17 protein-coding genes, 21 tRNA genes, 3 rRNA genes and 2 other RNA genes are annotated in these 24,975 nt (G+C 45.5%); 8 read left to right on the plus strand and 35 right to left on the minus strand.

What is annotated here, in order from left to right; translation table 11 throughout:
- Positions 1-10: 10 nt before the first annotated feature.
- The 26 genes from glgC to rrnB-16S form a co-directional block, all read right to left on the minus strand.
- Positions 11-1,153: a glucose-1-phosphate adenylyltransferase (ADP-glucose pyrophosphorylase) subunit alpha gene (gene glgC / locus BSU_30970; protein ID NP_390975.1), complete on the minus strand. Its 1,143-nt coding sequence runs from the start codon at positions 1,151-1,153 to the stop codon at positions 11-13.
- Entirely contained in the window at positions 1,150-3,033 is a 1,884-nt protein-coding gene (gene glgB / locus BSU_30980) for a 1,4-alpha-glucan branching enzyme (protein NP_390976.1), read from the minus strand. The genes glgC and glgB overlap by 4 nt, the downstream gene beginning before the upstream one ends.
- Positions 3,034-3,265: 232 nt before the next feature.
- Positions 3,266-3,337: transfer RNA gene (gene trnB-Glu / locus BSU_tRNA_72), tRNA-Glu, on the minus strand.
- A 25-nt stretch (positions 3,338-3,362) separates the two neighbouring features.
- Positions 3,363-3,453: transfer RNA gene (gene trnB-Ser2 / locus BSU_tRNA_71), tRNA-Ser, on the minus strand.
- 3 nt (positions 3,454-3,456) lie between these two features.
- Positions 3,457-3,531 (minus strand) — tRNA-Asn (gene trnB-Asn / locus BSU_tRNA_70).
- A gap of 10 nt (positions 3,532-3,541) precedes the next feature.
- Positions 3,542-3,618, minus strand: a tRNA-Ile gene (gene trnB-Ile2 / locus BSU_tRNA_69).
- Positions 3,619-3,633: 15 nt separating this feature from the next.
- Positions 3,634-3,707: transfer RNA gene (trnB-Gly2, locus tag BSU_tRNA_68), tRNA-Gly, on the minus strand.
- A gap of 10 nt (positions 3,708-3,717) precedes the next feature.
- Positions 3,718-3,793: transfer RNA gene (gene trnB-His, locus BSU_tRNA_67), tRNA-His, on the minus strand.
- 17 nt (positions 3,794-3,810) lie between these two features.
- Positions 3,811-3,886: transfer RNA gene (trnB-Phe, locus tag BSU_tRNA_66), tRNA-Phe, on the minus strand.
- 12 nt (positions 3,887-3,898) lie between these two features.
- Positions 3,899-3,975, minus strand: a tRNA-Asp gene (trnB-Asp, locus tag BSU_tRNA_65).
- An 11-nt stretch (positions 3,976-3,986) separates the two neighbouring features.
- A tRNA-Met gene (trnB-Met2, locus tag BSU_tRNA_64) sits at positions 3,987-4,063 on the minus strand.
- Between the two features lie 17 nt (positions 4,064-4,080).
- Positions 4,081-4,173 (minus strand) — tRNA-Ser (trnB-Ser1, locus tag BSU_tRNA_63).
- A 6-nt stretch (positions 4,174-4,179) separates the two neighbouring features.
- Positions 4,180-4,256: transfer RNA gene (gene trnB-Met3, locus BSU_tRNA_62), tRNA-Met, on the minus strand.
- A 2-nt stretch (positions 4,257-4,258) separates the two neighbouring features.
- A tRNA-Met gene (gene trnB-Met1 / locus BSU_tRNA_61) sits at positions 4,259-4,335 on the minus strand.
- A gap of 19 nt (positions 4,336-4,354) precedes the next feature.
- Positions 4,355-4,427, minus strand: a tRNA-Ala gene (gene trnB-Ala / locus BSU_tRNA_60).
- Positions 4,428-4,432: 5 nt separating this feature from the next.
- Positions 4,433-4,509, minus strand: a tRNA-Pro gene (trnB-Pro, locus tag BSU_tRNA_59).
- A 15-nt stretch (positions 4,510-4,524) separates the two neighbouring features.
- Positions 4,525-4,601 (minus strand) — tRNA-Arg (gene trnB-Arg / locus BSU_tRNA_58).
- Positions 4,602-4,610: 9 nt separating this feature from the next.
- Positions 4,611-4,696: transfer RNA gene (gene trnB-Leu2 / locus BSU_tRNA_57), tRNA-Leu, on the minus strand.
- 14 nt (positions 4,697-4,710) lie between these two features.
- A tRNA-Gly gene (trnB-Gly1, locus tag BSU_tRNA_56) sits at positions 4,711-4,785 on the minus strand.
- A gap of 5 nt (positions 4,786-4,790) precedes the next feature.
- Positions 4,791-4,877, minus strand: a tRNA-Leu gene (gene trnB-Leu1, locus BSU_tRNA_55).
- A 10-nt stretch (positions 4,878-4,887) separates the two neighbouring features.
- Positions 4,888-4,963: transfer RNA gene (trnB-Lys, locus tag BSU_tRNA_54), tRNA-Lys, on the minus strand.
- A 37-nt stretch (positions 4,964-5,000) separates the two neighbouring features.
- Positions 5,001-5,076, minus strand: a tRNA-Thr gene (gene trnB-Thr / locus BSU_tRNA_53).
- Positions 5,077-5,108: 32 nt separating this feature from the next.
- A tRNA-Val gene (gene trnB-Val, locus BSU_tRNA_52) sits at positions 5,109-5,184 on the minus strand.
- 20 nt (positions 5,185-5,204) lie between these two features.
- Positions 5,205-5,322 (minus strand): ribosomal RNA-5S (gene rrnB-5S, locus BSU_rRNA_21).
- Between the two features lie 55 nt (positions 5,323-5,377).
- Positions 5,378-8,305: ribosomal RNA gene (rrnB-23S, locus tag BSU_rRNA_20) — ribosomal RNA-23S — on the minus strand.
- Positions 8,306-8,472: 167 nt separating this feature from the next.
- A ribosomal RNA-16S gene (gene rrnB-16S, locus BSU_rRNA_19) occupies positions 8,473-10,027 on the minus strand.
- Together the 16S, 23S and 5S rRNA genes with 21 tRNA genes alongside form the textbook arrangement of a ribosomal RNA operon.
- A 464-nt stretch (positions 10,028-10,491) precedes the next feature.
- On the opposite strand from rrnB-16S, the gene tswC reads away from it, so the two are divergent.
- An RNA gene (gene tswC, locus BSU_misc_RNA_51) (thiamine pyrophosphate riboswitch) lies at positions 10,492-10,593 on the plus strand.
- 99 nt (positions 10,594-10,692) lie between these two features.
- The gene (thiT, locus tag BSU_30990) at positions 10,693-11,271 is read left to right on the plus strand and encodes a thiamin permease (protein ID NP_390977.1); all 579 of its coding nucleotides are present in this window, start codon (positions 10,693-10,695) and stop codon (positions 11,269-11,271) included.
- A gap of 41 nt (positions 11,272-11,312) precedes the next feature.
- On the opposite strand, the gene yuaI is transcribed toward thiT, so the two are convergent.
- Genes yuaI through nfeDB form a run of 3 tightly spaced genes read right to left on the minus strand, consistent with a single transcriptional unit; the run spans position 11,313 to position 13,926 of the window.
- Positions 11,313-11,834: a putative N-acetyltransferase gene (gene yuaI / locus BSU_31000; RefSeq protein NP_390978.1), complete on the minus strand. Its 522-nt coding sequence runs from the start codon at positions 11,832-11,834 to the stop codon at positions 11,313-11,315.
- Positions 11,835-11,851: 17 nt separating this feature from the next.
- Positions 11,852-13,381, minus strand: coding sequence for a flotillin lipid rafts scaffold protein (floT, locus tag BSU_31010; protein NP_390979.1), 1,530 nt, complete (start codon positions 13,379-13,381; stop codon positions 11,852-11,854).
- A gap of 20 nt (positions 13,382-13,401) precedes the next feature.
- A complete protein-coding gene (gene nfeDB / locus BSU_31020) occupies positions 13,402-13,926 on the minus strand; it encodes a putative membrane integrity integral membrane protein (protein NP_390980.1) in 525 nt (174 codons plus the stop codon).
- A 167-nt stretch (positions 13,927-14,093) separates the two neighbouring features.
- Here nfeDB and yuaE point away from each other — a divergent pair, with 167 nt between their 5' ends.
- Positions 14,094-14,582 (plus strand): hypothetical protein, encoded by a 489-nt coding sequence (gene yuaE, locus BSU_31030; RefSeq protein NP_390981.1) that lies wholly within the window; start codon positions 14,094-14,096, stop codon positions 14,580-14,582.
- Positions 14,583-14,587: 5 nt separating this feature from the next.
- On the opposite strand, the gene yuaD is transcribed toward yuaE, so the two are convergent.
- The 3 genes from yuaD to gbsA all read right to left on the minus strand — a co-directional run bounded on the left by yuaD (position 14,588) and on the right by gbsA (position 17,951).
- Complete coding sequence (gene yuaD, locus BSU_31040; protein NP_390982.1) at positions 14,588-15,166, minus strand: hypothetical protein; 579 nt, start codon at positions 15,164-15,166, stop codon at positions 14,588-14,590.
- An 87-nt stretch (positions 15,167-15,253) separates the two neighbouring features.
- Positions 15,254-16,462: a choline dehydrogenase gene (gene gbsB / locus BSU_31050; protein NP_390983.2), complete on the minus strand. Its 1,209-nt coding sequence runs from the start codon at positions 16,460-16,462 to the stop codon at positions 15,254-15,256.
- 16 nt (positions 16,463-16,478) lie between these two features.
- Positions 16,479-17,951: a glycine betaine aldehyde dehydrogenase, NAD+-dependent gene (gene gbsA / locus BSU_31060; protein ID NP_390984.1), complete on the minus strand. Its 1,473-nt coding sequence runs from the start codon at positions 17,949-17,951 to the stop codon at positions 16,479-16,481.
- Between the two features lie 198 nt (positions 17,952-18,149).
- Between gbsA and gbsR the strand changes: the two genes are divergently transcribed.
- The 5 genes from gbsR (at position 18,150) to ktrB (ending at position 21,813) form a co-directional block, all read left to right on the plus strand.
- A complete protein-coding gene (gbsR, locus tag BSU_31070; RefSeq protein ID NP_390985.1) occupies positions 18,150-18,692 on the plus strand; it encodes a transcriptional repressor for gbsAB in 543 nt (180 codons plus the stop codon).
- A 197-nt stretch (positions 18,693-18,889) separates the two neighbouring features.
- Positions 18,890-19,435 (plus strand): biofilm hydrophobic layer component, encoded by a 546-nt coding sequence (gene bslA, locus BSU_31080; protein NP_390986.1) that lies wholly within the window; start codon positions 18,890-18,892, stop codon positions 19,433-19,435.
- A 124-nt stretch (positions 19,436-19,559) separates the two neighbouring features.
- Positions 19,560-19,728: cyclic-di-AMP-sensing riboswitch (gene swdA / locus BSU_misc_RNA_52), an RNA gene on the plus strand.
- Positions 19,729-19,800: 72 nt separating this feature from the next.
- Positions 19,801-20,469 (plus strand): potassium uptake protein, encoded by a 669-nt coding sequence (ktrA, locus tag BSU_31090; RefSeq protein ID NP_390987.1) that lies wholly within the window; start codon positions 19,801-19,803, stop codon positions 20,467-20,469.
- Between the two features lie 6 nt (positions 20,470-20,475).
- Entirely contained in the window at positions 20,476-21,813 is a 1,338-nt protein-coding gene (gene ktrB / locus BSU_31100; protein NP_390988.1) for a potassium transporter ATPase, read from the plus strand.
- Between the two features lie 35 nt (positions 21,814-21,848).
- On the opposite strand, the gene yubF is transcribed toward ktrB, so the two are convergent.
- The 3 genes from yubF to yubD form a co-directional block, all read right to left on the minus strand.
- Complete coding sequence (gene yubF / locus BSU_31110) at positions 21,849-22,112, minus strand: hypothetical protein (protein NP_390989.1); 264 nt, start codon at positions 22,110-22,112, stop codon at positions 21,849-21,851.
- 108 nt (positions 22,113-22,220) lie between these two features.
- On the minus strand, positions 22,221-23,069 hold the full coding sequence (lytG, locus tag BSU_31120) for an exoglucosaminidase (RefSeq protein ID NP_390990.1): 849 nt from the start codon (positions 23,067-23,069) through the stop codon (positions 22,221-22,223).
- Between the two features lie 160 nt (positions 23,070-23,229).
- Entirely contained in the window at positions 23,230-24,765 is a 1,536-nt protein-coding gene (gene yubD / locus BSU_31130; RefSeq protein NP_390991.1) for a putative efflux transporter, read from the minus strand.
- Between the last annotated feature and the right edge of the window lie 210 nt (positions 24,766-24,975).

Raw genomic sequence — 24,975 nt, forward strand, 5'->3', positions numbered from 1 at the left:
TCTTCAGTAATTAAATCAATTCTTTTTCTACAAATTCCTCTGAAACGAGCAGCACCTCTTCAATGTCTTTTTCGGAGCGAATCACTGCGCCATCCGGCAGCACCATCCCATTAGGAACGATGGCATTTTCAATGACTACATGCTCCCCAATCGTCACATCCGGCATTATGACGGATGATGTAACAGTCGTATGCTTACCAACAGTCACACCTTGAAAAAGAACGGAGTGAGACACATTTCCATATACAACACAACCTTCGTTCACAAGCGAATCTTGAACCTGCGCATCAGATGAAATAAATTGCGGAGGCTGATTTGGATTGACGGAGTAAATTTTCCATTTGCGTTCAAACAGCTTCAGCTCCGAGTCCTCTTTTAACAAATCCATATTGGCTTCCCACAAGCTCTGCACCGTTCCGACATCCTTCCAATATCCCTTGAACGGATAAGCAGAAAGCTTCTTTTTCTCTTCCAAAAGCAGTGGAATAATGTCTTTGCCGAAGTCGTGGCTAGAATAAGGGTTTTGATCGTCCATCTCAAGATACTGTTTCAAAAGCGGCCAATTGAATATATAAATTCCCATTGAGGCAAGATTGCTCTTAGGGAATTTGGGCTTTTCATCAAAATGTGTGATCGTCCCATCTGGATTGGCCTTCATGATGCCGAACCGGCTTGCTTCCTCCCAGCCCACTTCGATGACAGAGATGGTCACATCTGCTTTCTTTTCAATGTGATAATCAAGCATTTTGCCGTAGTCCATTTTGTATATGTGATCTCCTGATAAAATCAGTACATACTCAGGATCATACTGATTCAAATAATTGAGATTTTCATAAATGGAGCTTGCCGTCCCTTTATACCATTTGACTTCTGATGACTCGGCATAAGGGGGTAAAACCGTCACGCCGCCATTATATCTATCCAGGTCCCATGCACTGCCGATCCCAATATAGGAATTCAGCTCGAGCGGCTGATATTGCGTTAAAATCCCGACTGTGTCTATGCCTGAATTAGAACAGTTGCTTAGGGTAAAATCAATAATCCTGTATTTTCCCCCGAAAGATACAGCCGGTTTGGCCATATTTTTTGTTAATCCGCTGAGACGGCTGCCCTTCCCGCCGGCAAGGAGCATGGCTACACATTGTTTTTTCATCTTTTTATCTCTCCTCTTTTTTTAACCGCCCGTAAAATCGAGATGCCGTAAGGGGGGATGGTCATCGTGATATAACACGGTTTATGATGAAGTGCTCCCTTTTTAGCCGATAACGGCTTTTTGTTGATTTGCCCTGAGCCTCCATATGTTTCACTGTCACTGTTAAGCACTTCAATGTATTGAGTAAAAAAAGGAACTCCAACATCATATTGATGATAGACCACGGGTGTAAAATTACAAATGATGACAAGCGCCTCACCGTGCTTTTGGCCATAACGAATAAAAGAAAAGATTGATTGTTCGTCATTATGGACATCAATCCATTCAAACGATTGTGCACGATGGTCATGCTCATAAAGGATTTTGCTTTTTTGGTAAAAGCGGAGAAGATCTTGCGTAAAAACGCTGGCTTTCTGATGCATGGGGAAGGAGTCCAAAAACCAATCAAGCTGTTCTGTATCTTTCCATTCATCAAATTGAGCAAACTCTGATCCCATAAAGATCAATTTCTTTCCGGGATGCACTGTCATATAGCCCAGCAAAAGCCGATACTGGGCAAATTTCTGCCAGTAGTCGCCAGGCATTTTATTGAGAAGTGATTTTTTTCCGTATACGACTTCATCATGAGAAAACGGCAATACAAAATGTTCACTAAACGCATATAGTAATGAAAAAGAGATAAGCTGATGACAATGCCGCCTTTCTTCGGGCGGCGTCTCCATGTATTTCAGTACGTCATTCATCCATCCCATATTCCATTTATAATGAAAACCAAGCCCCCCTTCCTCAACGGCACCTGTCACTTGAGGCCATTCTGTAGAATCTTCTGCAATCATCATCACATGGGGATATGCCTCTCTCATGGTTTGATTGAGTTTTTTTAAAAAATCAACAGCATATGGATTCGTGTGGCGTTCATCCTGATTTGGCCAATACAAGATATTAGCCACTGCATCAACCCTAAATCCATCTATATGATAGAATTCCGCCCAGTACAACGCATTCGAAATTAAAAAACTATGAACTTCCGGTTTCCCCAGGTCAAAGTTTGCCGTGCCCCATAACCAGTTCTCCCGATCACGTTCTTCTTTGTATTCATAAAGCGGTTCTCCATCAAACATATAAAGGCCATGTGCATCTTTACAAAAATGTCCGGGGACCCAATCCAAAATGACTCCGATATTTTGTTGATGACATTCATCCACAAACTTCATCAGATCATGCGGCGGGCCAAACCTGCTTGTCGGGCTGTAATACCCCGTTCCTTGGTACCCCCATGAACGATCATATGGATGCTCATACACGGGAAGCAGTTCAATATGGGTAAACCCATGCTTCTTGATATAAGGGATAAGCGTCTGACTTAATTCTTTATAGGAATAATGCCTGCCATCAGAATGCTTCTTCCAAGACCCAAGATGCAGTTCATAAATGAAAACAGGTTTTTCATACAGCGTCTTAGCCTTCTGTTTCTTTTGCCATTTTTGATCTTGCCAGCTGTATCCTTCCAAATCGTAAGTAAGTGACGCTGTGTTTGGTCTGACTTCTGAATAAATAGCGTATGGATCTGCCTTCAGCCTGATCTCACCGTTATTCGTCACAATTTCGTATTTATATCGTTCCTTTTCTCCTATACCTGGAATAAATAACGTCCAAATGCCATTATCATTCACTCTGTGCATCACATGCTCTTCTCCAGACCAGCTGTTAAAATCTCCAGCCACTCGTACTTCCGACGCATGAGGCGCCCACACACAGAATTCATATCCGCTTTTGCCATTCAGCTCGCGGTAATGCGAGCCAAACAGCTGATAGCTTTTAAACAGACTGCCTTCGTGAAAAAGATAAACATCATGTGCTGTCGGGCTGGCAGCGGCCATGTAATCATCCTTTCTGACATCATAGTTTTCATTTATAGTATTTATTCGAAGAAATAAAAAAAAGCCCTTTCCTGAAAGCGCTTATACTTATAGACAATTAACTTCATTTTCTGAAGAAAAACGAAATATATGGAGATTTTTGTAGTCTGTTTTTAAAATAAAGAACAAAATCTAAGACATATCATGATTTATAAAAACAAAAAAACCTTGCAGGATATGCAAGGCTTCTGGATGACCCGTACGGGATTCGAACCCGTGTTACCGCCGTGAAAGGGCGGTGTCTTAACCGCTTGACCAACGGGCCGATAATTATGATATCTGTAATCATATGGCGGAGAAGGAGGGATTTGAACCCTCGCGCCGCTTACACGACCTACACCCTTAGCAGGGGCGCCTCTTCAGCCACTTGAGTACTTCTCCATTTGGCTCCACAGGCAGGATTCGAACCTGCGACCGATCGGTTAACAGCCGATAGCTCTACCACTGAGCTACTGTGGAACAAAAGTCATGGTGGGCCTGAATGGACTCGAACCATCGACCTCACGCTTATCAGGCGTGCGCTCTAACCAGCTGAGCTACAGGCCCATGACGATATAGAAATGGAGCGGGTGATGGGAATCGAACCCACGACATCAGCTTGGAAGGCTGAGGTTTTACCACTAAACTACACCCGCAATTTTTATTTGGGGCGATTGATGGGAATCGAACCCACGAATGCCAGAGCCACAATCTGGTGCGTTAACCACTTCGCCACAACCGCCAAAGCATATTGATAAATGGTGGCTCGGGACGGAATCGAACCGCCGACACACGGATTTTCAGTCCGTTGCTCTACCAACTGAGCTACCGAGCCTAAGTATTTAAATGGCGGTCCGGACGGGACTCGAACCCGCGACCTCCTGCGTGACAGGCAGGCATTCTAACCAACTGAACTACCGGACCATTTTAAAATTTGGTTGCGGGGGCAGGATTTGAACCTGCGACCTTCGGGTTATGAGCCCGACGAGCTACCGAACTGCTCCACCCCGCGATGATTAGGAATATGTATGGCGGAGGAAGAGGGATTCGAACCCCCGCGGGCTTTGACACCCCTGTCGGTTTTCAAGACCGATCCCTTCAGCCAGACTTGGGTATTCCTCCGTATAGTGGTGGACCTTGTAGGACTCGAACCTACGACCGGACGGTTATGAGCCGTCTGCTCTAACCAACTGAGCTAAAGGTCCATTGGTAGCGGCGGAGGGGATCGAACCCCCGACCTCACGGGTATGAACCGTACGCTCTAGCCAGCTGAGCTACACCGCCAAATATTTTTGAAATCAAGTGGAGCCTAGCGGGATCGAACCGCTGACCTCCTGCGTGCAAAGCAGGCGCTCTCCCAGCTGAGCTAAGGCCCCAAGAATGGTCGGGAAGACAGGATTCGAACCTGCGACCCCATGGTCCCAAACCATGTGCTCTACCAAGCTGAGCTACTTCCCGATTTCATATAGATCATGGCGCGCCCGAGAGGAGTCGAACCCCTAACCTTTTGATCCGTAGTCAAACGCTCTATCCAATTGAGCTACGGGCGCAAAACTTAATGCCGAGGGCCGGACTTGAACCGGCACGGTAGTCACCTACCGCAGGATTTTAAGTCCTGTGTGTCTGCCAATTCCACCACCCCGGCGTGGATGGTATAGTTGGAGCGGAAGACGGGATTCGAACCCGCGACCCCCACCTTGGCAAGGTGGTGTTCTACCACTGAACTACTTCCGCAGAAATGGTGCGGATGAAGGGACTTGAACCCCCACGTCTGTAAAGACACTAGAGCCTGATTCTAGCGCGTCTGCCAATTCCGCCACATCCGCAACATGTAAATGGTGAGCCATGAAGGACTCGAACCTTCGACCCTCTGATTAAAAGTCAGATGCTCTACCAACTGAGCTAATGGCTCTTCTTACAATAGACTTGAATATTATATCATATAAAAGTGGTGCCGGCAAGAGGACTTGAACCCCCAACCTACTGATTACAAGTCAGTTGCTCTACCAATTGAGCTACACCGGCATATATGTAAAACCGATATGTATAATGAAAAATGGTGGAGGATGACGGGCTCGAACCGCCGACCCTCTGCTTGTAAGGCAGATGCTCTCCCAGCTGAGCTAATCCTCCATACTTGCACTAACGTGCAATTGCTTGGCGGCGTCCTACTCTCACAGGGGGAAACCCCCGACTACCATCGGCGCTGAAGAGCTTAACTTCCGTGTTCGGTATGGGAACGGGTGTGACCTCTTCGCTATCGCCACCAAACAAATTGAGAGTGTTCTCTCAAAACTAGATAACAGGTGTGACATCATTCAAAAATATGGTTAAGTCCTCGATCGATTAGTATCTGTCAGCTCCATGTGTTGCCACACTTCCACCTCAGACCTATCAACCTGATCATCTTTCAGGGATCTTACTTCCTTGCGGAATGGGAAATCTCATCTTGAGGGGGGCTTCATGCTTAGATGCTTTCAGCACTTATCCCGTCCGCACATAGCTACCCAGCGATGCCCTTGGCAGAACAACTGGTACACCAGCGGTGCGTCCATCCCGGTCCTCTCGTACTAAGGACAGCTCCTCTCAAATTTCCTGCGCCCGCGACGGATAGGGACCGAACTGTCTCACGACGTTCTGAACCCAGCTCGCGTACCGCTTTAATGGGCGAACAGCCCAACCCTTGGGACCGACTACAGCCCCAGGATGCGATGAGCCGACATCGAGGTGCCAAACCTCCCCGTCGATGTGGACTCTTGGGGGAGATAAGCCTGTTATCCCCGGGGTAGCTTTTATCCGTTGAGCGATGGCCCTTCCATGCGGAACCACCGGATCACTAAGCCCGACTTTCGTCCCTGCTCGACTTGTAGGTCTCGCAGTCAAGCTCCCTTGTGCCTTTACACTCTGCGAATGATTTCCAACCATTCTGAGGGAACCTTTGGGCGCCTCCGTTACCTTTTAGGAGGCGACCGCCCCAGTCAAACTGCCCACCTGACACTGTCTCCCCGCCCGATAAGGGCGGCGGGTTAGAAGGTCAATACAGCCAGGGTAGTATCCCACCGATGCCTCCACCGAAGCTGGCGCTCCGGTTTCCAAGGCTCCTACCTATCCTGTACAAGCTGTACCAACATTCAATATCAGGCTGCAGTAAAGCTCCACGGGGTCTTTCCGTCCTGTCGCGGGTAACCTGCATCTTCACAGGTACTATAATTTCACCGAGTCTCTCGTTGAGACAGTGCCCAGATCGTTGCGCCTTTCGTGCGGGTCGGAACTTACCCGACAAGGAATTTCGCTACCTTAGGACCGTTATAGTTACGGCCGCCGTTTACTGGGGCTTCAATTCGCACCTTCGCTTACGCTAAGCGCTCCTCTTAACCTTCCAGCACCGGGCAGGCGTCAGCCCCTATACTTCGCCTTACGGCTTCGCAGAGACCTGTGTTTTTGCTAAACAGTCGCCTGGGCCTATTCACTGCGGCTCTCTCGGGCTTGCACCCTAACAGAGCACCCCTTCTCCCGAAGTTACGGGGTCATTTTGCCGAGTTCCTTAACGAGAGTTCTCTCGATCACCTTAGGATTCTCTCCTCGCCTACCTGTGTCGGTTTGCGGTACGGGCACCTCTCACCTCGCTAGAGGCTTTTCTTGGCAGTGTGGAATCAGGAACTTCGCTACTATATTTCGCTCGCCATCACAGCTCAGCCTTATGGGAAACGGATTTGCCTATTTCCCAGCCTAACTGCTTGGACGCGGATATCCAATACCGCGCTTACCCTATCCTCCTGCGTCCCCCCATTGCTCAAATGGTGAGGAGGTGGTACAGGAATATCAACCTGTTGTCCATCGCCTACGCCTTTCGGCCTCGGCTTAGGTCCCGACTAACCCTGAGCGGACGAGCCTTCCTCAGGAAACCTTAGGCATTCGGTGGAGGGGATTCTCACCCCTCTTTCGCTACTCATACCGGCATTCTCACTTCTAAGCGCTCCACCAGTCCTTCCGGTCTGGCTTCACAGCCCTTAGAACGCTCTCCTACCACTGTTCGAAGAACAGTCCGCAGCTTCGGTGATACGTTTAGCCCCGGTACATTTTCGGCGCAGAGTCACTCGACCAGTGAGCTATTACGCACTCTTTAAATGGTGGCTGCTTCTAAGCCAACATCCTGGTTGTCTAAGCAACTCCACATCCTTTTCCACTTAACGTATACTTTGGGACCTTAGCTGGCGGTCTGGGCTGTTTCCCTTTCGACTACGGATCTTATCACTCGCAGTCTGACTCCCAAGGATAAGTCATTGGCATTCGGAGTTTGACTGAATTCGGTAACCCGGTAGGGGCCCCTAGTCCAATCAGTGCTCTACCTCCAAGACTCTTACCTTGAGGCTAGCCCTAAAGCTATTTCGGAGAGAACCAGCTATCTCCAGGTTCGATTGGCATTTCACCCCTACCCACACCTCATCCCCGCACTTTTCAACGTGCGTGGGTTCGGGCCTCCATTCAGTGTTACCTGAACTTCACCCTGGACATGGGTAGATCACCTGGTTTCGGGTCTACGACCACGTACTCATGCGCCCTATTCAGACTCGCTTTCGCTGCGGCTCCGCATCTTCTGCTTAACCTTGCACGGGATCGTAACTCGCCGGTTCATTCTACAAAAGGCACGCCATCACCCGTTAACGGGCTCTGACTACTTGTAGGCACACGGTTTCAGGATCTCTTTCACTCCCCTTCCGGGGTGCTTTTCACCTTTCCCTCACGGTACTGGTTCACTATCGGTCACTAGGGAGTATTTAGCCTTGGGAGATGGTCCTCCCGGATTCCGACGGAATTTCACGTGTTCCGCCGTACTCAGGATCCACTCAGGAGAGAACGAAGTTTTGACTACAGGGCTGTTACCTCCTATGGCGGGCCTTTCCAGACCTCTTCATCTACCTCGTTCTTTTGTAACTCCGTACAGAGTGTCCTACAACCCCAAGAGGCAAGCCTCTTGGTTTGGGCTGATCCCGTTTCGCTCGCCGCTACTCAGGGAATCGCATTTGCTTTCTCTTCCTCCGGGTACTTAGATGTTTCAGTTCCCCGGGTCTGCCTTCTCATATCCTATGAATTCAGATATGGATACCACTCCATTACGAGTGGTGGGTTTCCCCATTCGGAAATCTCCGGATCAAAGCTTGCTTACAGCTCCCCGAAGCATATCGGTGTTCGTCCCGTCCTTCATCGGCTCCTAGTGCCAAGGCATCCACCGTGCGCCCTTTCTAACTTAACCGTTAAAAAGAATCACTATGTGATATCTTGTGTTACTAATTGAATGTGATGTCTACTGTTATCTAGTTTTCAAAGAACACGTTTCGAAGGAATGATCCTTCAAAACTAAACAAGACAGGGAACGTTCTGTTTATAAGACCTTGGGTCTTATATTCCGTATAATATCCTTAGAAAGGAGGTGATCCAGCCGCACCTTCCGATACGGCTACCTTGTTACGACTTCACCCCAATCATCTGTCCCACCTTCGGCGGCTGGCTCCTAAAAGGTTACCTCACCGACTTCGGGTGTTACAAACTCTCGTGGTGTGACGGGCGGTGTGTACAAGGCCCGGGAACGTATTCACCGCGGCATGCTGATCCGCGATTACTAGCGATTCCAGCTTCACGCAGTCGAGTTGCAGACTGCGATCCGAACTGAGAACAGATTTGTGGGATTGGCTTAACCTCGCGGTTTCGCTGCCCTTTGTTCTGTCCATTGTAGCACGTGTGTAGCCCAGGTCATAAGGGGCATGATGATTTGACGTCATCCCCACCTTCCTCCGGTTTGTCACCGGCAGTCACCTTAGAGTGCCCAACTGAATGCTGGCAACTAAGATCAAGGGTTGCGCTCGTTGCGGGACTTAACCCAACATCTCACGACACGAGCTGACGACAACCATGCACCACCTGTCACTCTGCCCCCGAAGGGGACGTCCTATCTCTAGGATTGTCAGAGGATGTCAAGACCTGGTAAGGTTCTTCGCGTTGCTTCGAATTAAACCACATGCTCCACCGCTTGTGCGGGCCCCCGTCAATTCCTTTGAGTTTCAGTCTTGCGACCGTACTCCCCAGGCGGAGTGCTTAATGCGTTAGCTGCAGCACTAAGGGGCGGAAACCCCCTAACACTTAGCACTCATCGTTTACGGCGTGGACTACCAGGGTATCTAATCCTGTTCGCTCCCCACGCTTTCGCTCCTCAGCGTCAGTTACAGACCAGAGAGTCGCCTTCGCCACTGGTGTTCCTCCACATCTCTACGCATTTCACCGCTACACGTGGAATTCCACTCTCCTCTTCTGCACTCAAGTTCCCCAGTTTCCAATGACCCTCCCCGGTTGAGCCGGGGGCTTTCACATCAGACTTAAGAAACCGCCTGCGAGCCCTTTACGCCCAATAATTCCGGAAAACGCTTGCCACCTACGTATTACCGCGGCTGCTGGCACGTAGTTAGCCGTGGCTTTCTGGTTAGGTACCGTCAAGGTACCGCCCTGTTCGAACGGTACTTGTTCTTCCCTAACAACAGAGCTTTACGATCCGAAAACCTTCATCACTCACGCGGCGTTGCTCCGTCAGACTTTCGTCCATTGCGGAAGATTCCCTACTGCTGCCTCCCGTAGGAGTCTGGGCCGTGTCTCAGTCCCAGTGTGGCCGATCACCCTCTCAGGTCGGCTACGCATCGTTGCCTTGGTGAGCCGTTACCTCACCAACTAGCTAATGCGCCGCGGGTCCATCTGTAAGTGGTAGCCGAAGCCACCTTTTATGTTTGAATCATGCGGTTCAAACAACCATCCGGTATTAGCCCCGGTTTCCCGGAGTTATCCCAGTCTTACAGGCAGGTTACCCACGTGTTACTCACCCGTCCGCCGCTAACATCAGGGAGCAAGCTCCCACCTGTCCGCTCGACTTGCATGTATTAGGCACGCCGCCAGCGTTCGTCCTGAGCCAGGATCAAACTCTCCGATAAATGGATCACAGGTTAAGTTCACCGCATCCTGCGGCGACACCTGTGTGACCTGCGTCGTGCAGGCCCTAGTTTGACTGACTACGCACATCGCAGTGCGATTTTTAAAAACTGAATTAACAGGTACGTTTTGTCTTGTTTAGTTTTCAAAGATCATTTCGTTACTTCTCAATGAAGCAGCTTTACTAATATAACATTCAGCTTCTTTTTTGTCAACAACTTTTTTCAAGTTGTTTTGAAGCATCTAGTTTGTGTCCGCTGTGCATCAGCGACGTTTAATAATATAACACCTGTATTTATTTATTGCAATAGTTTTTTAAAAAAAATCTATAAAACAAATAAACTATAATCCTCGCCATGATTTCTAAAGCGTGTGTATCATATAAGTTTCTTAAAAGAACATATACATCAGTCATGTGATCTTGTTGTTTTTTTCGTTTTCTTGTATAGTAGAAACGAACTAAATACTGATGACCACAAGGGGAGCATTAAAGCTGAGAGTGAGCGGTTTCGTTCTGACCCTTTGAACCTGTTAGTTAACGCTGGCGTAGGGATGTGGCAAAGTCAAATGAATTGCAGATCGTAAAGCAGTGCGTGGAACTTTTCTCATCCTTCCGCGTGCTGCTTTTTTGTTGTCCTTTTGGTTGTCTGTCAATGGAAGGAGATAGATATGAATCAATCTAAGCAACTGGTTCGCCTTATTGAAATTGCCATTATGACAGCGGCAGCCGTTATTTTAGACATTGTCTCAGGAATGTTTCTTAGCATGCCTCAAGGAGGCTCGGTCTCCATCATGATGATTCCGATCTTTTTAATTTCGTTTCGCTGGGGTGTCAAAGCAGGTCTTACTACAGGTTTGTTGACAGGTCTAGTACAAATAGCAATCGGAAACTTGTTTGCTCAACATCCTGTACAGCTATTGTTAGATTACATTGTCGCTTTCGCAGCAATCGGCATAAGCGGCTGTTTCGCTTCTTCTGTCCGTAAAGCCGCTGTATCAAAAACAAAAGGGAAATTGATTGTTTCAGTGGTCAGCGCAGTTTTTATCGGCAGTTTGCTGCGCTATGCCGCGCATGTCATTTCAGGAGCTGTGTTTTTCGGCAGCTTTGCTCCAAAAGGAACACCGGTATGGATTTATTCTTTAACTTATAATGCGACTTACATGGTTCCTTCATTCATTATTTGTGCAATTGTCCTATGTTTATTATTTATGACAGCACCCCGTCTGCTTAAAAGTGACAAAGCGTAAAAGTAACAATCCCCCAGCGAATTCCGCTGGGGGATTTTTCGTTATCTGTTAAGAAGTGTTTTTAAAGCTGAAAGATCCGGCCAGCCAAGACCTACTTCTTTCAGCCTTACTCCGGCAATTTCAAAGTTGTCCTCCGCTACTCTTTCAGGTGAATAGGCCTGATAAAATATAATCGAGGGATTCTGCTCAATAACCCAAACAAACATACTTGAAAAACCATGTTGAAGCAAAAACTCCGCTCCTTTTGCTAAGAGCGCCCTGCCTGCACCTTGCCGCTGGCGCTCTTCCAGAAGATAAATAGCGTATAACTCGCCGTCATAGCCTTCTTGTTCAGAGCGAATAGGTCCAAATGAAGCAAAGCCGAATACTGAACCCTTTTCGTCCTGAGCAACAAATACTCCCTTTAACGAGCGACTTTTCCATTTGTCTTCAAATTCCTTATAGTTCAGGCTGTTTAAATAATCAATCGGGATAATTTCGTGGTATGTTGTCCTCCAGCTGTCTACATGCACTTTTGCAATGTCCTTTATATCCTCTAACTTCGCTTCACGTACAGTTACCATACGGTTCTGCCCTTTCCTTACTCTGATTTTTGGATCGTTTTGGCTTCTTTGATTTCATTTGTTAATTCATTAATGCTTTGTTTTACGTTTCCTTTTCCTGAAAAGTTCTCAAGCATTTCTTTTACATCAATTCCTGAGGATGCTTTTAAACTTTCTTGCAGACTTGACATTAAGTTCGTCGCATAGCTGGTTACTTTGTTTGCTCCGCTTGATTCACCGCTTCCTCCTGTATCGACAACGGTGATTTTATCAATATTTGAAAGAGGTGCCGCTGCTTGTTTCGCGTATTCCGGAAGCATTTTGACAATCATATCGAAAATCGCCGCCTGCCCGTACTGTTCAAAGGCGGCCGCAATTTTCTCTTTTGCTTCCGCTTCTGCAAGACCTTTCAGGCGGATAACCTCTGCTTCTGTCTCTCCTTTCGCTTTTTCCGCTTCTGCTTTTGCTAGCCCGTCAATTCTTACTTTTTCCGCCTCAGCCTTTGCCATTGCTTCAATACTGTACTTCTTGGCATCGGCTTCCGCGAGCTGTTTGGCTTTCTCAGCTGCTGCGGACTGCTCAACAGAATAACGGTCTGCATCGGCTTTTTTCTTTACCTCTGAGTCGTATTGACGTTCACGGCGAAGAATTTCTTTTTCTTCTAGTTCTATTTGTTTTTGGCGTTCGATAATTTTAACCTGCATTTCCTGCTCTGTGACTTGCTGGCGCGCTCGGGCAGTCTCTAAATCATATGCTTGGTCGGCATTCGCTTTTGCCGTATCTTGTTCTCTGCGGAATTCAGCCATTTTGAGCTGATTGATTTTTTCAGCTTCAGCGATTTCCGTCGCCCGTTCAAGTTCTGATTTTTTTGCGTCTTTATCGGCTTCTGCCCGCTTAATTCGGGTTTCTTTATCAGCCTCTGCTGTTGCGATATCAGCATCGCGTTTTACTTGGGCAATTCTCGGTTTCCCTAATGATTCAAGATAACCGTTTTTATCACGAACATCTTTAATGGTAAACGAGACGATTACAAGTCCCATTTTCGCGAGATCCTGTGAAGCGACACGCTGCACCTCTTGAGAGAATTTTTCTCTGTTTTTATAGATTTCTTCTACTGTCATTGAGCCGAGAATGGAACGAAGGTGGCCTTCTAAAACCTCCCGCGCTTCCTGCTCACGGTCGTCTTTTGATTTCCCTAAAAATTGTTCGGCCGCTGTAGCGATTTCTCCTATAGAACCGCCGATTTTAATAATCGCAGTTCCATCGGCCATTACTGGCACTCCTTGTTCTGTATAGACTTCAGGTGTCGAAACATCGAGTTTGCTTGATAATAGGCTTAGCGGCTCTGCCTGCTGGAAGACGGGAAGGACAAAGGTTCCTCCGCCGCGGACGATTTTAATACGGTTGCCGCCTTCATCGACATGAACATTTTTATTACCCAGATAGCTCCCTGTTACAATTAACGCTTCATCAGGCCCTGCTGTACGATACTTCGTAATAAACACAGCTATTAGTGCAATTAATAAAAAGAATACAACTCCGATGATCATTATAATCGGCATTGTCATATCAAATTCCTCCTTTTATGTTAAATGGGTTCATGCGGAGTAACCGAAAGAACTCCGTTGTTAATATCTACGACTAACACCGTTGTCCCGTAACTGATCTGCTGATTATCAAAACTGACCGCTGACTTTGAAATGGTCCCGCCTATCCCTTCTATGACCACTTCACCAAACCCGTCAACCGGCACAGCTGTAATCACTTTACCGAGTCTTCCTCTGAGATCATCTTCTCTATATGCCAATGATTCTTCTGCAGATGATAATGGCACCAGTACAAAGATGTGAAGCAATACCACCAGCATGATCGAAAGGATGCAAGATAAAAGCGCAATCAGCAAGCTTGACAGAGGCAATACAAGTTCACCTATATATCCGCCCGCTGAAAAACATGTAAAAAATGAGAGCACTAATGTCGGATTAAGAAACGGAATGCCTTCTGACAGCCCTGAAAATACATCTCCGAAAAACAGGAATAACAGCGTAAGGCTGCCCGCAATAATAAGCGTATAAAGATACATTGTTTGTATAGGTACTCCAAATAACTCCAACTTCCTCATCCTTTCTTCATCAATGCATTGATGAACGGCTGCCGTTACCATTTATACGAGACACCTCGGGAAAAGTTTCAAAATTTTAAGACAAATAACCCATTTGAAGTGCTTTATAAATGATAATTGCTTATATATATGGTAATGTCATTTTAGGAGGAGATATGATGAGTATCTTTAATGAAGCCAGATTAGAAACGTGGAACGAATTGAAAGGACTTTCTGACGAAAAGCTGAATCAAAAGCCTTCTGCTGAAGAATGGAGCATACGGGAAGTTCTTGACCATTTGAAAAAAATCGATATGACCGCACAAAAAATGTTGAAGGAACGTGTAAAGGACGCTCCGATTAAAGAAATTGAAGAAAAACCGCTTGAAGTAGCACAGGACAGAAATAATAAACGGAAAGCCCCGAGTCATCTTGAGCCTGCGCATGATTTTATTTCAGGCAGCCAAATGAAACGTGAGCTTGATGTGGTAAGAGAGCAGCTGACTGCTGCGATTGCCTCTCTGAAAGAAGAAGATTTTGAAAGAGTGCTTCCGCATCCTGTGTTTCAAGAGCTGACTGTCAGACAGTGGATCGATTTTATCGGCCATCATGAAAAACGGCACCTCAGCCAAATGAAAGAAATTAAAGAAAAGATAGAAAGGGCCTGATTTAATCAGACCCTTTCTGCTTTTCGTTTGACTTTTCGCTGATAGGAATGAACTTCTATTTCATCACCTGTGTAAACAGCACCAGGTCTCTCCACAATACAGACAATCCCTCTAATGCCCAGTGCGTGGCGGACGAAAGCCGACGCCAGCTTCGGTTGGTCCGGATAATAAGACTGAATGACTTCTCCCGGCTGGATACACGGATCATTTTCGCCCTCACACAGCAGAGCCGCTCCGCTCGGAAAAATAATCCGGCTTCCTTCTTTTAATGAAGTAAGATCTGGCATACCGCTGACTGCCACATTCGCCCCGAGCCATTCCGGCAAAATTCTCGGCACTCCCATTTTTAAAGCGATTTCGTTGCATTCCTCTATTGAAACAATTGAAATTTGTCTGCGGTTGAAAATTTCAGTCCCTCTTGAAAACATTGGTTCTCTGGCTCCCGCTTTTTTGGTCAGGCCAAAATGCAAGTCGCCGGGGATGCCGCCATAATCAAAATCAAGCTTGTCCATTTGCTTTGTTACGAAGCTTTTTGTATCTGCGATATATAAGCCTTCCGCTTTTGCAGTCATACGCTTCCACATCAGCTGGCACCTTCCTTCTTATCTAAAATTTCCACCTATGCTTCATTATCCCAAAAAATCCCGCTCTGTAAAGGAGCGGGATTTTGATTATACCGTTTTAGGCGTAAGGTTAAAGCAGCGTTTGTAGATCCAGTTGTATGCTTTTTCATTTAAATCTCTAGGGTTTCCGAAGGTTTGCGGATCTTTCATTGCTTCTTTAGACAAGCGTTCGATCATATCAGGTGATACTCCCTGCTCTTCTAAAGTCGGCACTTCTAAATCTTCGACCAGATCATACATCCAATTGACAGATGCTTTCGCAGCTTCTTCTGTTGTCATCTTGCTTGTATCAATACCGAACGCTTTCGCAATACGCGCAAACTTCTCAGGATAGCCCTTCCAGTTGTATTCCATGACAGGGCCCATCATCGCCGCTACACATTGGCCGTGAGCGACTGGGATAATACCGCCAAGCGTTTGGCTCATCGCATGAGCAGCGCCCGCTGATTCACTTCCGTAAGAAAGACCGGCAAGCATCGCAGCCTGCGCCATTCCGTACCTTGCTTCCAGATCCTCTCCATCAGCAAATGCCCTCTTGATGTAATGAGCGGCATACTCAATCGCCATTAAGGCAACCGCATCCGTGATTGGCTGTGCAAATTTCATTGTATAGCACTCAATGGCATGGGCGAGCGCATCAATTCCCGTCATAGCTGTTACATGCGGAGGCATTGAAACATGAAGCTCAGGATCAATGATTGTCAAGTGCGCTGCAATCAGCGGACCGCCCGTGTTGAATTTGAATTCTCTTTCTTCATCTGTGATAACCGCCCATTGGGTTACTTCTGATCCGGTTCCAGCTGTAGTGGGAATTGTCGTCAGCGGAGGAATGCGGTTTTCCAGCGGTTTTTTCCCATCTGCCGCTTCATAATCAAGCACGCTTCCTTCGTGAGTCGCTTCTACTCCGATTGCTTTTGCTGTATCCATGGAGCTTCCGCCTCCGACTGCCACCAAACCATTACAGTTCTCTTTTTTGTAAAGCTCAGATCCTTCATTCACCAGACGGACAGGCGGGTTTGGCTCAACTTTATTAAAGAGTACCACTTCAATGCCTGCTTCTTTAAGTGATTCGATTACGGGATCAGCAACACCGGCTTTATAAATCCCAGGGTCTGTGACAAGGAGCGCTTTTGAAACGCCCAGTGCAGCTACTTCCTCACCCGTATGCTTGATGGCTCCGATTCCATGCTTAATCACAGTCGGAATTTCAAATGTGTGGAATTTCTGCATGCTTTCTACCTTCATATTTAATGTCATCATCAATCTCCCCCTCTTATGAATTAAACCAGTTAACCGCTGCCGGTTTTGTATTGCGGTATACATGTTTGACTTCTGTGTATTCTTCAAGGCCTATTTTTCCAAGCTCGCGTCCGAACCCGGATTGCTTATATCCGCCCCATGGCGCTTGTGCAAAGTACGGATGAAAATCGTTGATCCAAACGGTTCCCATTCTCAAGCGGGCTGCTACCCGTTCGCACTTTTCAATGTCTTTTGACCATACCGCTCCAGCCAAGCCATAGATGGTATCATTCGCAAGCTCGATTACCTCTTCTTCAGAGCTGAAGGTTTCGACTGTCAATACAGGACCGAAAACCTCTTCCTGAACGATTCTCATGTCAGAATTACAGTTTGAGAAAATAGTAGGTTCATAGAAAAAGCCGTTTTGAAGCTCAGGATCTTCCGGGCGTTTGCCTCCTGTCTCCAGCTTCGCGCCTTCCTCTATTCCGATCTCTACATATTTTTCTACCTTTGCCCTGTGCTCCGCCGAAATAAGCGGACCGCTTTCTGTCTCAGCATGAAAACCGTTTCCGAGTTTTATGCGTTTTGCCCGTTTGACCAGCTCCGCCAAAAATTGATCATGAATGGCATCCTCAACAAGCAAGCGGGAACCTGCAGAGCATACTTGGCCGGCGTGGAAAAATACAGCGTTTAAGGCCTGATCAACCGCAACTTCTAAATCCGCGTCCTTGAAAACAATATTTGGGTTTTTCCCGCCAAGTTCAAGGGCGATTTTTTTGACGTTTCCGCTTGCCGCCCGCATGATTTTTTTGCCTGTTTCAATTCCGCCCGTAAATGAAATCAAATCGACGTCTTTGTTTACGGCAAGCTCGTCGCCCACTGTGGCTCCCGGTCCAAGAACAAGATTTGCGACACCTTTTGGAACACCGGCTTCTTCCATCAGCTTAAAGACTTTGATTGTCGTCAGCGGCGTAATCTCACTCGGCTTCATGACGATTGTGTTTCCTGCGGCCAGTGCAGGGGCGATTTTCCAGCTCGCTTGAAGGAGCGGATAATTCCATGGAGTGATCTGGCCGCAAACCCCGATTGGCTCCCTAATAATTTTGCTTTCTGAATCAGGAATCGGAGATGAAATGATCTCTCCGCCATCTTTGTCTGCCAAGCCGGCGTAATATTGAAAAACATTGGCGATATCGTCCATATCGGCCTTGCTTTCTTCGAGTGTTTTTCCTGTATCAAGAGATTCAAGCTCAGCCAGCTCCTCAAGATCGCGTCTGATTAATTCCGCAATTTTCAGAACAATTTTTCCGCGTTCAAGCCCGGATAGCGATGACCATTCTCCTTTGTCAAATGCTCTACGTGCGGCTGCGATTGCTTTGATGGCGTCCTCTCGCCCTCCCTCGCTTACAGTTGCAATTTCTTCTTGATTAAATGGGTTGATAATACTGCGGATCTGTTCTTTTTCGGCACTGATCCATTCTCCGTCAATGAATAATGTTTGACTCATATAAGCCTCCTTGACGTAAATAAAGTTTGTTAAATAAAAATTTAATGTTTTTAACAACCTTAATCTAACATATGGTTTTTAAACTGTCAAAGTCCCATTTTGATTTTTCTTTTTGACTTTTCCTCATGTTTCGTTAAGATAAAGAACATAAAGAAATAACTTAACGAATTTAATTTTCTAAAGGAAAAGAGGGTCAGTATGGATGAAAATCCAGAATTTGCAGCTATAGAACAGGCTCGGGATCTTGTTATTGACTCCATTGCTGAAACGATGGATCTTTACGGAATTACCCGCAGTGTCGGGATTTTATATGGGACGATGTATATGAGGGATGAGATGACGCTTGACGAAATGCGTGAGGAGTTGCAAATGAGCAAACCAAGCATGAGCACTGGCGTCAAAAAGCTTCAAGACTTAAATGTAGTGAAAAAAACATTTCACCGGGGCATCCGCAAGCATACATTTGTGGCTGAGAAGGATTTCTTTAAATTTTTCACAAATTTCTTTCCACCTAAATGGGAGCGGGAGGTTCAAGTGAATGTAACAGCGATCGAGGAAGCTCAAGCTGATTTACAAAAGGTTTTATGCAAGGAAGATCTCGATGAGGATATCAAAAATGAAGCACTGCAGTTATATGATCAGCTGGAAAGCTCTAAAGCTTACTATGACTGGCTGAAACGGCTTGCTGAATCGGTGCAGACCGGAGAAATTTTTAAATTTATACCGGTCGAAACAAAGTAAAGCAGAAAACGCCTGGGAAACTAGGCGTTTTTTTGATGTAACTACTACAAATTTGAAAAATACGGGAAAAACACCCCATTTACTTCCAAAATATTTGATGGTAATTTTATGTAGGTAAAATTTGTATTTGGCCTTTCAGAGGAGGTGAAAAGCGGGCAGGCCTGTTTAATTTATCATTTTTTAGGGGGAATTTTGTTATGAAACGCAAATTATTATCTTCTTTGGCAATTAGTGCATTAAGTCTCGGGTTACTCGTTTCTGCACCTACAGCTTCTTTCGCGGCTGAATCTACATCAACTAAAGCTCATACTGAATCCACTATGAGAACACAGTCTACAGCTTCATTGTTCGCAACAATCACTGGCGCCAGCAAAACGGAATGGTCTTTCTCAGATATCGAATTGACTTACCGTCCAAACACGCTTCTCAGCCTTGGCGTTATGGAGTTTACATTGCCAAGCGGATTTACTGCAAACACGAAAGACACATTGAACGGAAATGCCTTGCGTACAACACAGATCCTCAATAACGGGAAAACAGTAAGAGTTCCTTTGGCACTTGATTTGTTAGGAGCTGGCGAATTCAAATTAAAACTGAATAACAAAACACTTCCTGCCGCTGGTACATATACTTTCCGTGCGGAGAATAAATCATTAAGCATCGGAAATAAATTTTACGCAGAAGCCAGCATTGACGTGGCTAAGCGCAGCACTCCTCCGACTCAGCCTTGCGGTTGCAACTAATGTAAAAGACCGGTTAACGCCGGTCTTTTTTGCGTTTTACCCTCCCCTTTTTCTCTAATCCCCGTTATCTTTTTTCTGGTTTAAAATTTAAATTGACAAACACTAGAAACAGGAGTAAATTCTTGAGTGTTCAATTTCATACAGTCTCTTTTACCGCTTAATCAAACACGAACGGGGGAACCAACGATTGGCTGTTTTATTAACAGCCTTGGGGTGAATCTTACTAAGTAAGAGGGGGTACTCTGAATCCCTAATCCGACAGCTAACCTCGTAGGCGTATACAGAGAGGAGGTCTATTATCGGCCATTCTTTGCAATGGTCTTTTTTGTTTCAAAAACGTTAATTCACTAAGGGAGATATGAACATTGGGAAGAATTAAAAATAAGCAATTTGCCGTGATCGGGCTGGGCCGGTTTGGCGGCAGCATTTGTAAAGAACTTCATAGAATGGGGCATGAGGTCCTTGCGGTTGATATCAACGAAGAAAAGGTCAATGCATATGCTTCTTACGCCACTCATGCGGTAATTGCCAACGCCACCGAAGAAAACGAATTGCTTTCATTAGGAATACGCAATTTTGAATATGTGATTGTTGCCATCGGAGCAAATATTCAAGCGAGTACGCTGACCACCCTATTATTAAAGGAGCTTGATATTCCAAATATTTGGGTGAAGGCTCAAAACTATTATCATCACAAGGTGCTTGAAAAAATAGGCGCTGACCGCATTATTCATCCTGAAAAAGATATGGGGGTTAAAATCGCACAAAGCCTTTCAGACGAAAATGTTTTGAATTACATTGATCTATCTGATGAATACAGTATTGTCGAGCTGCTGGCTACGCGCAAGCTTGATTCAAAATCGATTATTGACCTGAATGTAAGAGCAAAGTACGGCTGCACGATCCTGGCCATTAAACATCATGGAGATATCTGTCTTTCCCCCGCGCCTGAAGACATCATTCGCGAGCAAGATTGCCTGGTGATCATGGGCCACAAAAAGGATATTAAACGTTTTGAAAACGAAGGGATGTAGACAAAGGTGACACTTCAAAAGGATAAAGTGATCAAATGGGTTCGGTTTACACCGCCTCAAGTGCTTGCCATTGGTTTTTTCCTTACCATTATCATCGGGGCTGTCCTATTAATGCTTCCGATTTCCACTACGAAGCCATTGTCATGGATAGATGCCCTTTTTACTGCGGCTTCCGCTACAACTGTTACAGGGCTTGCTGTTGTCGATACCGGCACTCAATTTACGGTATTCGGGCAAACAGTAATTATGGGGCTGATTCAGATTGGCGGGCTTGGATTTATGACATTTGCGGTCTTGATCGTCATGATATTAGGAAAAAAAATCGGCTTAAAAGAACGAATGCTCGTCCAGGAAGCCTTAAACCAGCCGACAATCGGCGGTGTCATTGGCCTTGTCAAAGTCCTGTTTCTGTTTTCGATCAGTATTGAATTGATAGCAGCACTCATTTTATCCATCCGGCTTGTACCTCAATACGGCTGGTCATCCGGCTTGTTTGCAAGTTTGTTTCACGCAATATCTGCTTTTAACAATGCCGGGTTTTCGTTGTGGCCTGATAATTTGATGAGCTACGTTGGCGATCCTACAGTGAACCTCGTGATTACTTTCTTATTTATTACAGGAGGGATCGGATTTACGGTTCTGTTTGATGTGATGAAAAATCGGCGTTTTAAAACTTTTTCTTTACATACAAAGCTCATGCTTACAGGAACGCTGATGTTGAATGCGATCGCTATGCTTACGGTCTTTATTTTAGAATACAGCAACCCCGGCACGCTCGGCCACCTGCATATAGTGGATAAACTGTGGGCCTCCTATTTTCAGGCAGTGACGCCGAGAACCGCAGGGTTCAATTCTCTAGATTTTGGAAGCATGAGAGAAGGAACAATTGTATTTACTTTATTATTGATGTTTATCGGAGCAGGAAGCGCATCAACGGCGAGCGGCATTAAGCTGACTACGTTCATCGTGATTTTAACATCTGTTATTGCTTACTTGAGAGGTAAAAAAGAAACGGTTATTTTCCGCCGTTCCATCAAATATCCGATTATCATTAAAGCTTTAGCTGTGAGCGTCACCAGTTTGTTCATCGTGTTTTTAGGGATTTTCGCCCTGACGATCACAGAACAAGCGCCATTTCTTCAAATTGTGTTTGAAACCTTTTCCGCATTCGGAACTGTCGGCCTTACGATGGGGCTTACTCCTGAACTGACAACAGCTGGCAAGTGTATCATCATTGTCATCATGTTTATCGGAAGAATTGGTCCTTTAACGTTCGTGTTTTCATTCGCAAAAACAGAGCAATCAAATATCCGTTATCCTGATGGCGAAGTGTTTACAGGGTGATATCAAAAAAATCCGGCGTGCAGTCGCCGGATTTTTTATGATTCGATATGAGATTGATTTTGTCTTTTTTCCTGTTCCGCGATGATTTCGTTATCCTCCGCGTTATCACGGGTCACTTTTTGCGTAAGAATCGCACCAACTGCTACAAGTATCATAACAGCGATGTAATAACCTTTTTCATTGAGTTCCAGATTATCAGCATTATAGAGTCCGATACTAAACAAAAATACTCCCGCAAAAAAAGTAAAATAAGCTAGTACTGTAAAGGCAACCGTGTTTCTGCGTCTATATTTCTGCACCTTTGTTCCCTCCCGAAAGCATAGTTAAAAAGTGATAACTTCCGTGGAATATTATACCTCAAATTCCCCGGAATGGAACAAAGAATTAAAAATACCAGTAAAAAGGGCTTAGGTTGCCTCCTTTATTTCAACAGCTGAATCATCAATCCAGCCGATAAGTTTATCATTGATTTGGAATTGGTACCATACAGACTGGCCTTTCTGTTTTTTAGACACAACCTTTATGTCTTTGCCGACGTAAGATTGGGCAGAGGTAAGCCTTATGGACCGATCATCAGTAGAAGGCTTGGACCATACGTCTTGAACGGCACTGTCTTTAATAGAGGCGTTTAAATCCACAGATTTGAGGGATGGATTTACCTCATCGTACTCATCTAAATCGTATTTTTCCACAATAGCGCTGATTTTGTCAGCGTAGTCAGGGTCTGTAGCATATCCTGATGTTTGCAGGGCGGTTGCCGCTTCCTTATAATTCCCTGCCTCAAGCACCGGTTTATACTTCTTTTTATTCCACGATGTGCCACGGACGAACAATTGGGCGTGATCATCCATAGATTCAAAAAACGTGCTGTATTTTCGAAACTTCGCGCGAATGGTTTTTCTTTTCCCTTTTTCAACTTCGTCCGTTTCCATCGTGACATGATGGCCTTTATAATTCCCTTTTACGCCAAAAAGGTTGTTGGCCTTAGCAGCCAGTTCACTGTTCCCCCAGTCCGATTCGAGAATGGCCTGAGCAATTGTGATGCTGGGGAGAACATGGTATTTTTCATACAAAATTTGGGCATGTCCGGACAGACTGTCTATAAATACTTGCTGTTCATCGATTTCTTCAGTTTCTTTGGATATTTCAATCGGTTTTGATAAAGTTGTCGCTAAAACAAACAGAGCTAGCGGAATCGATACAAGGAAAAATAGTGAAATCAAGAGTTTACGTTTTTTAAGTTTTTTACGGGCCATGAAAACCTTCCTTCGAATTAAAAGATTACGAATGTAAAAGAATCTACCTTTTAGAATTTTACTTGCACTTCTAATATTTTTCAATTCTTTAGGGATAAAGTTGGGAAAAGATTGCAAAATAAAAACCTTTTCGCTCAATGAAAAGGTTTTTACCATGTTTCTATTTTTGTAAATTTCTGAGTGCATTCCGATATTCCGTATCATTTATTACTTTATATGATTTGACAGTTGCCTTCGACAAACCTTGTGCTGAGACGGCCGGTTTTTCCGGAGCTGTTTTCGCTTTATCATGTGGTTTATGTGCCAGCTTGTGCCCCATTCCAGTGGCATTCATACAAAATGACAGGCAGACGAGCAGCACGCTAAGGATAAAAGAAATGAAGAAGAGATCATGATAAGCAGTCATCATAGAATCCTGTACCGAACCGCTTTGTCTGGCAGCATCTTTTTTCGTGAAAAAGCCGATGAGAATGGGAACTCCCATATAGACAAACAATCTTAAAAACTGAACAGCTGTCATTCTCTTGACCAAATCAGGCAGCGGGCCTCCCATGGCAGCTCCCATCAGCCCTGCGGCGACTGTCAGGCCTGTTCCCGCTGCAAGCATGATAAACAGTGCCGCGAACATATAAAGAGATGATCGATCCTGTATATGCAGCCATTGAAAATTCACAAAAACGAGAATGAGTCCGCCGATAATACCGAGCATCCCTGGTCCGACTTTATCGTATAACAGAGCGCTCAAAATGGCCGCGATCGCCACTCCGATTAAAAGAGTCAAGCTTAAAAGAATGAGATGCTCCTGAGAAATATCATACATTTGACGGAGCAAGCCTTGAAAAGCAGAAAGGCTGACAGCTACCGTTATCGTCCCTGCAGCTATGATCAATAAGCCGAGCACCGGTTTTGGCAGCAGCATCAGTTTAATAGATATGAAGGGGTTTTTCACTTTATATTCCACAATCAATAGACCAATGAGCAAACATAACGTCACCCCGAAACCAATCCATACATAACCCGATGACAGCCCCCATTTTTGCAGAAAAATGAATGAAACCGCTGAGGCTGCGGCAAGGAAGACAGATAAAAGAATTCCCGCACGATCAAGCGGCTGTTCTTGATCCGCCGCTCCGTGATGCTCATCATGAAGAAAGAAATAGCTCACCGCGACACCGATCAGGGACAAGGTGCCAAAGATGAAAAACAGCCATCTCCAATGCCCGCAGCTTGTTGCAATGGTTCCCAGGATTGTACCGATGATAACAGAACCATAGAATCCCCCGATCAGCACAAGCAGTGCATAGTTCCTGCGTTCAATCGGGAATGACAGTACAAGCATTGGAATCATAATCATCAGCATGACGCCTGTTGCCGCCCCTTGTAAAAAGCGCCCTGCCGCCATCAATGCAATATCGCCTGAACATGCGATGAGCAGTGAGCCTAGTATAAAGACAGGTAATGAAGCCAGATAGACGGGACGAGCACCGAATTTTTTCCTCAGCAGCGGTCCTGCCGGAACTAACAAGGCAAAGGCCATATTGCCGATCAATATCGGATTTACTGATGTAAAGACACTTGTTCCAACCGTTTTCTGAACAAGGCCTTGAACTGACGACAATGCCGTGTTAGACATCAATCCCGGCCCGACCGCTAAGACGGCGAGCAAAGAAATCACCCAATAGTGTTTTGTCTTCATGTTGTCATCCCTTCCTATATGAATACATGCGAAACACATCATTTTTTGAAAACAAAAGAAGCTAATAGATTTTGCATACCATTAGCTTTCATTCTAATATTCTCCCTTTCAGGGGAAATGATATTATTTTATTATAATTATGTGAATGAATGAGCATATAATCAAATATTATTTCAAATCGATTGTGTTTTGTCAATGGAGTAAATTTCA

It is taken from the genome of Bacillus subtilis subsp. subtilis str. 168, assembly GCF_000009045.1.
GTDB classification, from domain to species: domain Bacteria; phylum Bacillota; class Bacilli; order Bacillales; family Bacillaceae; genus Bacillus; species Bacillus subtilis.